This window comes from Myceligenerans indicum (assembly GCF_016742955.1).
Lineage (GTDB): Bacteria > Actinomycetota > Actinomycetes > Actinomycetales > Cellulomonadaceae > Myceligenerans > Myceligenerans indicum.
The window spans coordinates 72,495-85,283 of the sequence record NZ_JABBYC010000004.1 but is presented as its reverse complement, the minus strand read 5'-3'; the positions used below and the strand labels follow the sequence as shown (position 1 = coordinate 85,283).

Genomic DNA, 12,789 nt, shown 5'->3' with positions numbered 1-12,789 from the left:
CGCCCGGACGCGGTGGCGCGGCGACGCGGCGCGGCGTCGCTAGTTCGCGACCTGGGGTGTGAAGATCGTGCCCAGTTCCGTGTGGGAGGCGAGCCAGCCCTGGTAGACGTCCTGCCGGGCTCCGGGGGCGGAGTCGTCCAGGGTGCGCTCGACCACGTCGGGAGGTGTGGCTCCCGAGAGTTCCGAGACCGCCTGGGCCGAGTGGGCTCCCCAGGCCGCGAAGATCTCCGGTGTTCCGGTCCCGGGGCCGAGCAGCACCGGCGTGGAGGCACGTCGCGCGAACGCGCGGAGTCCGGCGGCGTGCGGCTCGGCGAACGGTGCCTCGGCGATCACGCAGGCGATGTCGGGCAGGAGTCCGGCCGCGGCGACGGCCGCGCAGCCTGCTCCGGCACGGCCCAGCACGGCGACGCGCGACGGGTCCACGCCTGGCAGGGATCGGACCTCCTGCACGGCGCGGACGGCGTCGGCGGCGATCTCCCGGTTGTACGGGTCCTGCAGGTCGCCGTCGTGCCGCATCTCGATGACGAGGTGCACGTAGCCGGCGGAGGCCGGCCAGGTGTGGTCGCGGGCCTCGCCGCGGCCGCCCGGCGGGACGAGCTCCACGACGCCCGGAAGCGTCCCTGACGTCTCGGCCGGGGTGACGAACCAGCCGTGCAGCGGATGGTCGCCGAACCCGGGCAGGGTGACCGCGTCGATCGTCAGGCTTCCGATGTCCGAGCTCTCGGGGTCGCGCTGCGTGGCGGCCTTGCTGCGTGATCGGACGAGCAGGTCGGACCGGAAATCATCGAACTGGGGCGGCTCGTCGACGGCCGGGGGCGCGGCAGGCGCGAGTGCGACCGGGGGGATGTCGAACTCGGACACGGTGGGAGTCCCTCCGTTGGGTGTGAGGTGCGCCTGGCAGCGTACTGCTGGTTCGTTGCACGCCCCACCCGAGCCGCGTCTATTTCAGGTGCTCGCGGAGGAATTCGAGGTGTCGCGCGAAGCGATGGCCCTCGCCTCCCTCGTGTCCGTTGTACGGGTAGACGTCGATCTCGGGAGTCCCGGGTGCCGCGCTCCCGGCCGAGCCCCAGTTGTTGCGGGCCGCGTAGACGGTGGACGGCGGGCAGACGTCGTCCATGAGGGCGGTGGAGAAGAGGGCCGGCGCGTTCGCCCGGCGGGCGAAGGAGATGCCGTCGAGGTAGGAGAAGGTGCGCCAGGTGCGCGCCTCGACCTCGGGCCCACGATGGGTGTGCAGGTACTGCCGGATCTCGCCGTAGGGCATGGAGTCGGAGATCTCCACGGCTCGCCGGTAGTGGCACAGGAAGGGGACGTCGGGGACCGCGGCGGCCAGGTCGTCGAGCAGGCCGGCGACGGCGATGGCGATGCCGCCGCCCTGGCTGGTGCCCAGGACGGCCACGCGCTCGGGGTCGATGCCGTCGATGGAGCGGACGGCGTCCACCGCGCGCACGCCGTCGGTGAACAGCCGGCGGTAGTAGTGGTCGTGCGGGTCCTCGATGCCGCGAGTCATCACGCCGGGAACCGCGGGGCCCGCGCCTACCGGGTCCGGGGTGCTGCCGCCGCCCCAGGTCGAGCCCTGGCCGCGTGTGTCCATCATGAGGTGCGCGTAGCCCGCAGCGGCGTAGGCGAGGTGCTCGTGCGGCAGTCCGCGGCCGCCGCCGTAGCCCTGGTACTGGACGACGGCGGGCAGCGGGCCCTCGGCGTGCGCGGGGCGCGTGAGCCAGGCCCTGACCGGGTGGGCGCCGAAGCCGAGGAAGGTGACGTCGTCGACCGTGACCTGGGTCAGCCCGATGTCGAGGCGCTCCAGCAGCGGGGCGCCGCCGCCGGGGAACGCGGCGCCGGCCGCGCGGGCCTCCGCGATGGTGCGGGCCCAGAACTCGTCGAAGTCGTCGGGCTCGTCGACCTCGGGCAGATACTGCTCGAGCTCGCCGCGGGACATGTCGAAGTAGGCCACCTGAATCCTCCTGCGTCGTTGCGGAAAGCGCTGTCATGCCGATCCTGCGGGAGAGCATATACACGGTAGGGCTCATGGCGTGCCGCCGTCCGCGGCACACCGGAGTCACCGTCGCGAGTCACCGTCCGGGCGGTCCCGGGGATCTTCGCGGGGATCTTCCCGGGAATCCGTGCAGCGCCGGACACCACCGGGACAGGGCATCCGGCGCGGGCGCATAACCTTGCGGGGTGGCTCATCTCCTCGGCGCCGACGGCATCTCCCTCCGGATCGCTACCCGCACCCTGCTGTCCGACGTCTCCCTCGGGCTGGACGACGGCGACCGCATCGGCGTGGTCGGCCCCAACGGCGCGGGCAAGTCCACGCTGCTGCGGATCCTGGGCGGGATGTCCGACGCGGACGCCGGGCGCGTCACCCGTGTGGGCGGCTCCACGGTCGGGATGCTCGACCAGCGGGACGACATGCCCGCCGGCGCGACGGTGCTCGATCTGGTGCACGGCAGCGCGGACACGCACGAGTGGGCGTCCGACGCCCGCATCCGGGCCATCCACCAGGGCCTGCTGGCCGATCTCGACCTCGACTCACCCGCCACCACGCTGTCCGGCGGCCAGCGCCGCCGGGTCGCGCTCGCCGGCCTGCTCGCCGACGATCCGGACGTGCTCCTGCTGGACGAGCCCACCAACCATCTCGACGTCGAGGGCGTGGCCTGGCTGGCCGAGCATCTCGCCGACAGGTACGGGCGCCCGGGCGCGCGCGGCGCGCTGGTCGTCGTGACGCACGACCGGTGGTTCCTCGACGCGGTCTGCACGCGAACCTGGGAGGTGCGCGGTGACGGATCGGGCGCCGTCGACGGGTACGAGGGCGGGTACGGGGCCTACATCCTCGCCCGCGCCGAGCGCGCCCGGCTCGAGGCCGCGGCCGCCGAGAAGCGGGACAACCTGCTGCGCAAGGAACTGGCCTGGCTGCACCGTGGTGCCAAGGCCCGGTCCTCCAAGCCCAAGTTCCGGCTCGACGCCGCGGCAGCTCTCATCGCGAACGAGCCGCCGCCGCGAGACGCGATGGAGCTCACGCAGATGGCGACCCGGCGGCTGGGCAAGGACGTGCTGGACCTGGAGGACGTGACGGTCGTCCTCCCGCCACGAGGGGACGAGCCCGGAGACGGCACCGGGCGGGTGTTGTTCGACCACGTGACCTGGCGGCTCGGGCCCGGCGACCGGTACGGCGTCGTCGGCGTGAACGGGGCGGGCAAGACCACGCTGCTCGCGCTGCTCACGGGGCGCCGCGCGCCTGACGGCGGCCGGGTCCGGCGCGGCAAGACGATCGAGGTGGCGCAGCTCAGCCAGGAGGTGCACGAGCTCGACCAGGTGGGGCACCTCACGGCGGTCCAGGTGGTCGAGCAGGAACGCGGCCGGATCGAGATCGACGGCAAGGAGCTCACCGCCGCACAGCTCACCGAGCGTCTCGGGTTCACCCGCGAGCGCGCCTACACGAAGGTGGAGAGCCTGTCGGGCGGTGAGCGGCGGCGGCTCCAGCTGCTGCGGCTGCTCGTCGCCGAGCCGAACGTGCTGCTGCTGGACGAGCCGACGAACGATCTGGACACCGACACGCTCGCCGCGCTGGAGGACCTGCTCGACGGCTGGCCGGGGACGCTGATCGTCGTGTCCCACGACCGGTACCTCCTGGAGCGCGTCGCCGACCGGCAGATCGCGCTTCTCGGGGACGGGAAGATCCGCGATCTCCCGGGCGGTGTGGAGGAATATCTGTCGCTGCGCCGCGCGACCGGGGCGACGGGGTCCGCCGCGACGGTCCCGGCGGCGTCGGCGGGCTCGGCCGCATCGGTGGACGCGGCCGGGCAGGGGGCGGCGGCCTCGCACTCCCAGGCCGACATCCGGGCCGCCAGGAAGGCGATTTCTCGGATCGAGCGGCAGTTGGAGAGAATCGCAGAGGAAGAGACCACGCTGCACCAGGACATGGCGACCCGTGCGACGGACTTCGAGGCCGTCGGCAGACTCGACGCGCGGCTCAAGGAGCTTGCCGCGGAGAAGGGAGAGCTCGAGATGGCCTGGCTCGAGGCTGCGGAGGTAGCCGGATGACCCTGGAAGACGACGTAGACCGCACGATCGTCAGTGCGCTGCGGGCCGATGGCCGCACCACGCTCGCCGCACTCTCCGAGGCGACCGGGCTGTCGCTCTCGGCGGTGCAGGTCCGCGTGCGGAAACTGGAGTCGCGAGGAGTGATCTCCGGGTACCGCGCGGTGGTGGACCCGGAGGCGATCGGCCTGCCGCTTACGGCGTTCATCGAGATCACGCCGCTGGACCAGGCGCAGGAGGACGACGCGCCCATGCGTCTGAAGGATCTGCCCGGGATCGAGGCGTGCTACTCCGTGGCGGGCAACGCGAACTACCTGCTGCTCGTCCGCGTCGCCTCACCCCGCGAGCTCGAGGGCCTGCTGGGCCAGATCCGCCGTACGGCGCAGGTCAGCACGCGCAGCACGGTGGTGCTGCAGACCTACTTCGAGGGCCGGCCGGTCGAGAGTTCCTGAGCCGGCCCGCGGCCGCACCGCGCGCCAACTCCTCCTGGTCCGAGAGGATTGTTAGTCTCACCACGACATCTCGGTATTTTTGAGGAAACCGGACATGGTGAGCACGAGGACCTGGCTGCAGGTCGCGGGTGGAGTCGTCCTGGGCGCGCTCGTCACTGCCGCATTCCTGCAGGGACGCGCCGCGGAGGACACGTGGACCGCGAACGATCCCGTGGGCGAGTGCGGCACCGGCGCCCTGGGCGGCGAGATCGGGCACCAGCGCGGCGGTGAGGTGCTCGCGGTGCAGAACGTGTTGTCCGCGACGCACGGCCTGAGTCCCGCGAACAGCATCTGGGACGCGGACGCCGACAACGCCTCCCGGGCGTTCCAGGCATGGACCGGGCTTCCGGTGGACGGCTGCGTGAACACGAACACCTGGGTGACGATGCGCGCGCTCGTCATTCCGGTGTGCGCTCCCGAATACCAGTGCCAGGGCCCCGACCAGCTCCTGCACTGGGGGCCGGCCCAGGACGCGCACGACGCCTGGTTCCTCGACGCGAACTGCGACTGGGCCACGTGGGTGCTGCCCGGCGTCGCGGAGAGCCCGGTCGCCTCCAGGACGCCGTACGAGTTCGCGCGCGAGGAGCTCACCAAGCTCCGGTGCGAGGGATGACAGGAGCCGCACCATGGCGATGATCACCGACTACCGCAGGGCGACCCGGCGCAACGAGCTGATCCTCGGCGGCGCGGTGGGACTCGTCGTCGTGCTCGCGGTGGTGGCCGTGACGCTCCTGATCACGTTGCGCCACGACGCGGAACCGCCTCCCGAGGGGGCTCCCGACGCCCGCGAGCTGACGGCGGAGAGCTGCGCGGCGGACCAGCGCCAGCCGGCGTGGGTCCCCGACGGTGTCACGCGCGCGGACGCCGCGTGCCCCGAGGACATCGCGCGCCGGCTGAGCGACAGCATGTCGCCGGACCGCCTCGGCACCTGGATCGTCTACGACCTGCACGGCGCGGCGAACGAGGACACCATCCCCCGGGCCGCGCCGGGCTCCTGGCCCCAGGCCGAGGTCGAGTCCGGCGCCATCCACCCGGCCACGACGATCACGTACGTCACCTACCCCGGGTCGGAGGAGCTCACCGACGAGCTCGACGGCGACACGGTGTCCGTCGAGCGGCTGGACTTCCCGCAGGGTGGCGGCGATGCCCGGGTCACCCGGGTGGAGAACAACGGCTTCGGGCCGGTCCGCGTGGAGTGGACCGACGATGCCGGCTCGTACCTCCTGCTGACCGTGCTGGGCCGCACCCCGGACGGCCGCTCCGGGGTCGAGGTGGACGACCTCCTCCGCATGGCGGGCAGCCTCACCGGCTGACGGTGGCGCACGGCGCATGGCGCATGGCGCATGGCGCAAAATTCTCCCGCCGAACCCTGTACGGACAGAAACTTCTCCCGTACCGTGGCGAGCATGACTGAGACGATCCTCTCTCCCTCCGAGGCGCTCCCCACCCTTCGCGAGCACCTCCTGGTCGACGGGTTCGACCTTGTCCTCGACCTCGAGAAGTCCCACGGCTCCACGCTCGTCGACGCGCGTGACGGCCGCGAGTGGACCGACCTGTTCACGTTCTTCGCCTCCTCGGCGCTGGGCATGAACCACCCCGCCCTGGCCGAGGACCCGGAGTTCCTGAGCGACCTGACCCGCGCTGCCCTCAACAAGCCCTCCAACTCCGACATCTACAGCGTCGAGATGGCGCGGTTCGTCGAGACCTTCGCCCGCGTCCTCGGTGACCCCGGACTCCCCCACCTGTTCTTCGTCGACGGTGGAGCCCTGGCCGTCGAGAACGCGCTGAAGACCGCGTTCGACTGGAAGTCACGCCAGAACGAGGCCAACGGGCGCTCCCCCGAGCTCGGCACCAAGGTGATGCACCTCGAGCACGCCTTCCACGGCCGGTCCGGCTACACGATGTCGCTGACGAACACCGAGCCGGGCAAGGTCGCCCGCTTCCCCAAGTTCGACTGGCCGCGTATCCCCTCGCCCTACATCGCCGAGGGCCGCGACATGGACGCCGTCGAGGCCACCGCGCTCGATGCCGCACGCGCCGCGTTCGAGGCGAACCCGCACGACATCGCCTGCTTCATCATGGAGCCCATCCAGGGCGAGGGCGGCGACCACCACTTCCGCCCCTCGTTCCTCGCCGGCATGCAGGCCCTCTGCCACGAGTTCGACGCCCTGTTCATCCTCGACGAGGTGCAGACCGGCGTCGGCATGACCGGCACCGCCTGGGCCTTCCAGCAGCTCGGCGTGCAGCCCGACGTCGTCGCGTTCGGCAAGAAGGCTCAGGTCTGCGGGATCATGGCCGGCGGTCGCGTCGACGACGTGCCGGACAACGTGTTCGCGGTCTCCAGCCGGATCAACTCCACCTGGGGCGGCAGCCTGACGGACATGGTGCGGTCCCGCCGCATCCTGGAGGTGATCGAGGCCGAGGGGCTCGTCGAGCGCGCGGCGCAGATGGGCGAGTCGCTCATGACCCGGCTGCGGGACCTGGCCCGGCGTCACCCCGGCCTGGTGTCGGACGTCCGCGGCCGTGGTCTCATGTGCGCGCTCAGCCTGCCCTCGCGTGAGGTGCGCGACGCCGTGCTGGCCTCCGTGGCCGACGAGGGCGTCCTCCTGCTGGGCTGCGGCACCCGCTCGGTGCGGTTCCGTCCGGCTCTGACGGTGGACGAGACCGTTCTGGCCCGCGGCGTCGAGGTGCTCGACAAGGCCCTGGCCGCTCAGGCGTCCTGAGCTCCGGACCCCGGGCGCGGTGCCCTTGCCGACGGCACCGCGCCCGGGTCGGCATGACGCCGCGCGACACCTGAGGTCCGGCCCGGCGACACGAGGCCAGGGACCGGCGTCAGCCAGTGATGCGGGCACCCGGGGCCGGGCCCGTGGCCGTCCAGACGGAGGCGACGACGTCCGCCGTGGTCCACGCGGCGGCGACAGCCAGGGCGTGGCGGCGGGAACGGGCCAGGGCCGCGATCGTCGGACCGGAACCCGATACGAGCGTGCCGAGCGCTCCCGCCTCCCGTGCGACCTCCAGCACCTGACCCAGCTCGGGCCGCAGATCCAGCGCGGCAGCCTGCAGGTCGTTGTGCAGCGCCTCGCCCAGCGCGGTCGGGTCGCCCGCACGCAGGGCTGCCATGAGTTCGGCGTCGTCCCCGGGGTCCGGGCTGCGGCCTGGATCGACACCGCCTGCCATCTCACCGTCGAGTGGCGTCGGGCCGGCGGCCCGGTCCGCGCCGGCCGCCGACACGCCCGCCGCCGAGAGCTCGTCGAAGCGGGCGAAGACCGACGGCGTCGACAGCCCCTCGGCCTGGACGGCGAACGCCCAGTGGAACTCGCCGCGGGTCAGGACCGGAGTCAGCACATCCCCACGGCCGGTACCGACCGCTGTGTGACCGAGCAGCGCGAACGGCACGTCAGCGCCGAGCCCGGCCGCCAGCACCGTCAGGTCGTGCCGGGACAGTCCCGCGCCCCACAGCGCGTCGCAGGCCACGAGGGCGGCGGCGGCGTCCGCGGAGCCGCCCGCCATCCCGCCCGCGACGGGCACGCCCTTGTGGAGGTGCAGGGCGACATCGGCGTCCAGGCCGGTGTGGTCCGCGACGGCGAGAGCAGCGCGCCAGGCGAGGTTGGTCTCGTCGAGCGGGACGACGTCGGCCTGCGGGCCGCTCACCGTCAGGGAGATCCCCGCCCCCGGCGCCACGTGTGTCGCCGTGACCTCCTCGAACAGGGAGACCGCCTGGAAGACGGTCGACAGCGGGTGGTAGCCGTCGTCGCGCACCGCGCCCGAACGGAGCACGAGGTTGACCTTGCCCGGCGTGCGCACCGTCACCGACGGCTCGGGCGCCGCGTGCAGGTGCCCGCTCATGCGAGATGCTCCGCGATCCTGGCGAACTCCTCCACCGTCAGGGTCTCGCCGCGCGCTGAAGGATCCACGCCGGCGGCGCGCAGGGCGCTCTCCGCCGCGGCGCCGGACCCGGCCAGGGCGCTCAGTGCCGCGCGCAGGGTCTTGCGGCGCTGCGCGAAGGCGGCGTCGACCACCCGGAACACCGCCTCGCGCGACGTCGCCGCCGGCGGCGGGTTCCGGCGCCGGAGCGCGACGAGCGCCGAGTCCACGTTCGGCACCGGCCAGAAGACGTTCCGGCTGATCGCCAGAGAACGCCGCGCGTCGGCATACCAGGCGGCCTTCACCGAAGGTATGCCGTAGACCTTGCTGCCCGGCTCGGCCGCGATCCGGTCGGCGACCTCGGCCTGCACCATGACGAGCAGATGCTCCAGGGACTCGAAGCGCTCCAGGAAGTTCAGGAGGATGGGAACCGCGACGTTGTACGGAAGGTTTGCGACGAGCGCCGTCGGCGGGGGGCCGGGCAGCTCGGTGACGCCCATCGCGTCGGCATGGACGACGTCGAGAGCCGCTCCGGGCAGATGCGCCTCGACGGTCTCGGGGAGCTGCCCCGCGAGCACCGGGTCGATCTCGACGGCGACCACCGACGCGCCCGCATCGAGCAGCCCGAGGGTCAGCGAGCCCAGCCCGGGGCCGATCTCCACCACGCGCTCGCCGGGACGCAGGTTCGCGGCACGGACGATCTTGCGGACGGTGCCGCCGTCGTGCACGAAGTTCTGCCCGAGCGTCTTGGTCGGGCGAACACCAAGGCGCCCTGCCAGGTCGCGGATCTCCGCGGGGCCCAGCAGGGCGCCTTGACGTGTATTCACGTGGATGAGCCTAACCGGTCGGCACTCGGCCGCCAGCTGTCCACAGCCTGTCGGCCGTGGGTGCTCGGTCACTCCCGGACCGCCGGAACCGTGGCCCGGACCGAGGACGTGACACAGGGGTGTCCTCGGTCCGTGCCCGGCTGCTCCGGACGGGTCAGCTTCGGAAGGGTCAGCTTCGGGAGGGTCAGTACCAGCCGACCGACTGCGAGTGGCCCCAGGCGCCGCACGGCGTGCCGTAGCGGCCCGCGATGTAGCCGAGGCCCCAGGAGATCTGGGTGGCCGGGTTGGTCGCCCAGTCGGAACCTGCCGTGCCCATCTTCGACCCCGGCAGGGCCTGCGGGATGCCGTAGGCACCCGAGGACGGGTTCTGCGCGAGGTGGTTCCAGTTGGATTCCCTGGTCCACAGCGCCTCGAGACAGGTCCACTGCGAACCGGTCCAGCCCCGCGCCGCGGCCATGCGCTGGCCGATCTCGCGGTTCGATCCGGCGGGCACGGATGTCGTCGTCGTGGTCGACGAGCTCGACGAGGACGTCGAGGAGGACGAAGACGTCGACGACTTGGTCGGCGCGGGCGCGGGCTTCGGAGCGGGACGCTCCTTGGTGCCCTTGGCGACGACCTTGGTGACCGGCTTGGCCGTCACCTTGTTCGACACCAGCTCGCGGTTCTCCACGACACCGTCGACGGTGGTCACCCTGTACTTCTTGGTGCGTTCACCGTTCTTTCCGGCGGTCTTGACCGTCGGAGCGAGATCCTTGTACCGCGAGGAGTCCTCAACGGTCTTCGACTTGTGCTTGATGGTGCTGGTCTTGGTGACCGTCTTGGTCGCGACACGCTGCACCTGCAGCGCGACGTCGACGTCGGACGCCTTGGCCACCTTGGCGACCTTGGCCTTCTCGACGGCCTTGCCGCCGTTCGCGGTCAGGTCCTCGACGGAGACGACGCTCACGCGGTCGTCCTTGTCGAGGTCGATGTTCAGGCGGTCCAGCACCTCGCTGACGCCGTCCCCACCACCGTCGACCACGCGGGTCGAGCCGTCGGCGACGACGGCGATCGGGCCGTTGTCACGCAGACGCAGCGGGAAGTCCGCACGCGCCCCGTTACGGGAGGCCACGAGCCGCACGTCCGAGCCGCGCGAGGCGAGGACTTCCAGCGCCTCACCGGAGTCGGTGACGTTGAGCCAGACATCGGACTCCTTGCCGTCGGCCGCGACCGTCACCTGACGGCCGTAGCGGACCACGACGTCGGAGCCGTCGCGAAGCGACGTGTCGAGACCGGGTGCTACCTCGTCCTGGTCGTCGAGCCGGACGCCCTGCGCGGCGAGGAGACCCTCGACATCGCCGGCGAACGTGCTCACCGAGGTAGTGGTGCCGTCCACGTCGAGCGTGACGGTCTTGTGCGCCTTGGCGAACGCGACCGAACCGGACGCGACGACCGCGGCAGCCACGACGCCGGCCACGAGGGGCCAGCGACGGGCGGAACGTTGGGTTCTGGGCTTGCTGGGAAGGTTCGAGCCGGAGCTCAGTTCAGAAACGGTGTTCACTCGCGTCCAGTCTTCGGACTTCCCGGGCACGGACGGCGAGAACGGATCACCCGCGTTCGCGGGCACCCCCTCGACGATCGCCATGTCACGGGCCGCAGGGGCCTGGCGGACCACCCGCGCACGCGCGAGAGGACGTCGAGGTCTCGACCGGCCGATCCGGCGGTCTGGCGCGGTCCACACTCCTGGGGGAGCACACCGGGACTGCACCGTCCTGCCGCTGGGCGAACCGGACACTTACACCAATCCGACCCGCCATAGCAAGCGAGGACACTAGACCGTAACCGATCCGTTATTCATCGACCTAATTCATCGCCTGTGTTTCGGGTCACGGGTGAAAAATGTGCGTGACCTGTGCGTCCTGCTGCGGGGCCGGTGCTGGGCGTTGCCGGACGCACAACTCCGCAGGCACCGCAACTTGAACGGCCTCGCGGGCAACCGGGTTGCGAGCGGGACCGGCGCGGGTGCGCCGGGCAGAAGGGATGGCCCGCTCCGACCCGGTACGGAGGACGGTCGGGTACGGCCATCGACTCGGTGCGGAGGCCGACCCGGCGCTGAGGACGGGCGGCCGTCAGGGGCAGGCGGCCTGTGGAGACGTCAGCCCGACACGACCGGACGCACCGGGCCTTCGTGCGTCTCGCGTGGTCGACCACGCCAGGGTGGCATCCCGGCCGGACGGCTCAGTACCAGCCCACGGACTCCGAGTGGGCCCAGGCGCCGCACGGGGTGCCGTAGCGGCCCGCGATGTACTCCAGGCCCCACGCGATCTGCGTGGCCGGGTTGGTCAGCCAGTCGGAGCCGTACGTGGCCATCTTGGACCCGGGCAGGGCCTGCGGAATGCCGTAGGCGCTCGACGACGGGTTGTCGGCGTTCCAGCGCCAGCCGGACTCACGCGTCCACAGCAGGTCGAGGCACGTCCACTCCTCGCCGGTCCAGCCGCGCTCGGCCGCCATCGACTTGCCGATGGACCGGGCCGCGTTCGGATCGGCCTGCGCCTGGGAGATCTTCATGGTGCCGACCGCAACCACCTGGGTGACGGGCTCCCGCAGGACCTCGCGGTCCAGCACGGTCTTCTCGACGACGGCGCCACCGAGCTCGGTGATCGCGTACTTGATCCGCGCCTCACCGGCCACACCGGCGGTCTGCACGACCTCCTCGCCCTCCAGGAGATCGGGTGCGGCGACGGTCTTGGTCTCGAACGGGATCGTCTCGGTGACGGTCGTCCTGGACGACGCGTCCCGGCTGATCATGACAACCATGCCGTCCACGGCGGCAGCTCCCAGCGGGACGGACGCCACGTCCTTGTCCTTGAGCACGATGCCGGCCTCGGCGAGAACTCCGCCGACGGTGGGCTGGGTGGACTTGACCGGAAGCGTCTCACCGTCCACGGAGACATGGACGGTCTTCATCGTGGAGACGCGGATGGGTTCACGACCGAGCGGTTCGGAACGCGACGCCGACGCGACGGCGCCCTTCCCACGCTCTCCGATCAGCGCGAGGAGCTCGCCGACGGTACCGGCCGTCGTCTCCATCTTCGTGGTCTCGCCGTCGATCTCGACGTCCACGGTCCGCATGGTGCGCACGACGATCACGGAGCCGTCCCTGGCATCCGCCTCGACCGCCGGGGTGACGACATCGGCACGCCCCGGGGTGATGTGCTGCGACTTCAGGATCTCGGCAACCGACGTGCCATAGGCGTCGACCGTCTTCACGTCGCCGTTGTAGTCGATCGTGACGGTCTTGGCCTGGGCAGCGTACGTGCCGGTGACCGCGACGAGGCTGCCGAGCACGGCGGTCTGGACGCCGATGCGGACCGGTGCCTTGGCGAGCCACTCCGGCGGCTTGATGCTGAGCGGCTCGGCAGGCGCCGCGTGCGCGCCCTTGGAGCGGCGGCGGGGGCTGTCGGACTGGCGCGGCTTGTCGGCCGGGAAGGGACTGCCGTCGTTCTCGGCAGGTCGCCTGGGGGCCGTGGCCGGGTCCGCGAAGCGCGCTGCGCCGAGCTCCCGCCGCGATCTCACGGTCGTATGGTCTG

Annotated in this window: 11 protein-coding genes; 5 read left to right on the top strand and 6 right to left on the bottom strand. The window is 71.8% G+C overall.

The window, feature by feature from the left end; all coding sequences use genetic code 11:
• Nucleotides 1-39 precede the first annotated feature (39 nt).
• Together HGK34_RS04545 and HGK34_RS04540 are read right to left on the bottom strand one after the other, a co-directional pair.
• A complete protein-coding gene (locus HGK34_RS04545; protein ID WP_201845391.1) occupies nt 40-861 on the bottom strand; it encodes an acetylxylan esterase in 822 nt (273 codons plus the stop codon).
• A gap of 79 nt (nt 862-940) precedes the next feature.
• Nucleotides 941-1,951, bottom strand: coding sequence for an acetylxylan esterase (locus HGK34_RS04540; protein ID WP_201845390.1), 1,011 nt, complete (start codon nt 1,949-1,951; stop codon nt 941-943).
• 227 nt (nt 1,952-2,178) lie between these two features.
• Here HGK34_RS04540 and HGK34_RS04535 point away from each other — a divergent pair, with 227 nt between their 5' ends.
• From HGK34_RS04535 to lat, 5 genes are all read left to right on the top strand, one after another.
• Entirely contained in the window at nt 2,179-4,041 is a 1,863-nt protein-coding gene (locus HGK34_RS04535; protein WP_201845389.1) for an ABC-F family ATP-binding cassette domain-containing protein, read from the top strand.
• A gap of 2 nt (nt 4,042-4,043) precedes the next feature.
• The gene (locus HGK34_RS04530) at nt 4,044-4,490 is read left to right on the top strand and encodes an Lrp/AsnC family transcriptional regulator (protein WP_280517842.1); all 447 of its coding nucleotides are present in this window, start codon (nt 4,044-4,046) and stop codon (nt 4,488-4,490) included.
• A gap of 94 nt (nt 4,491-4,584) precedes the next feature.
• On the top strand, nt 4,585-5,142 hold the full coding sequence (locus tag HGK34_RS04525; RefSeq protein WP_201845387.1) for a peptidoglycan-binding domain-containing protein: 558 nt from the start codon (nt 4,585-4,587) through the stop codon (nt 5,140-5,142).
• A 13-nt stretch (nt 5,143-5,155) separates the two neighbouring features.
• A complete protein-coding gene (locus HGK34_RS04520) occupies nt 5,156-5,842 on the top strand; it encodes a hypothetical protein (protein WP_201845386.1) in 687 nt (228 codons plus the stop codon).
• Nucleotides 5,843-5,935: 93 nt separating this feature from the next.
• On the top strand, nt 5,936-7,252 hold the full coding sequence (lat, locus tag HGK34_RS04515) for an L-lysine 6-transaminase (protein WP_201845385.1): 1,317 nt from the start codon (nt 5,936-5,938) through the stop codon (nt 7,250-7,252).
• A gap of 109 nt (nt 7,253-7,361) precedes the next feature.
• On the opposite strand, the gene HGK34_RS04510 is transcribed toward lat, so the two are convergent.
• The 4 genes from HGK34_RS04510 to HGK34_RS04495 form a co-directional block, all read right to left on the bottom strand.
• Nucleotides 7,362-8,375: a 4-(cytidine 5'-diphospho)-2-C-methyl-D-erythritol kinase gene (locus HGK34_RS04510; RefSeq protein ID WP_201845384.1), complete on the bottom strand. Its 1,014-nt coding sequence runs from the start codon at nt 8,373-8,375 to the stop codon at nt 7,362-7,364.
• Complete coding sequence (rsmA, locus tag HGK34_RS04505; RefSeq protein ID WP_201845383.1) at nt 8,372-9,220, bottom strand: 16S rRNA (adenine(1518)-N(6)/adenine(1519)-N(6))-dimethyltransferase RsmA; 849 nt, start codon at nt 9,218-9,220, stop codon at nt 8,372-8,374. The genes HGK34_RS04510 and rsmA overlap by 4 nt, the downstream gene beginning before the upstream one ends.
• Nucleotides 9,221-9,404: 184 nt before the next feature.
• Entirely contained in the window at nt 9,405-10,760 is a 1,356-nt protein-coding gene (locus HGK34_RS04500) for a resuscitation-promoting factor (RefSeq protein ID WP_307815753.1), read from the bottom strand.
• A gap of 677 nt (nt 10,761-11,437) precedes the next feature.
• Complete coding sequence (locus tag HGK34_RS04495; RefSeq protein ID WP_307815752.1) at nt 11,438-12,775, bottom strand: resuscitation-promoting factor; 1,338 nt, start codon at nt 12,773-12,775, stop codon at nt 11,438-11,440.
• Nucleotides 12,776-12,789: the final 14 nt, after the last annotated feature.

Excerpts from the sequence above, each read along its gene's own strand:
- HGK34_RS04510 (WP_201845384.1), bottom strand. The coding sequence starts at position 8,375 with ATGAGCGGGCACCTGCACGCGGCGCCCGAGCCGTCGGTGACGGTGCGC.
- lat (WP_201845385.1), top strand. The coding sequence starts at position 5,936 with ATGACTGAGACGATCCTCTCTCCCTCCGAGGCGCTCCCCACCCTTCGC.
- HGK34_RS04520 (WP_201845386.1), top strand. The coding sequence starts at position 5,156 with ATGGCGATGATCACCGACTACCGCAGGGCGACCCGGCGCAACGAGCTG.
- HGK34_RS04525 (WP_201845387.1), top strand. The coding sequence starts at position 4,585 with ATGGTGAGCACGAGGACCTGGCTGCAGGTCGCGGGTGGAGTCGTCCTG.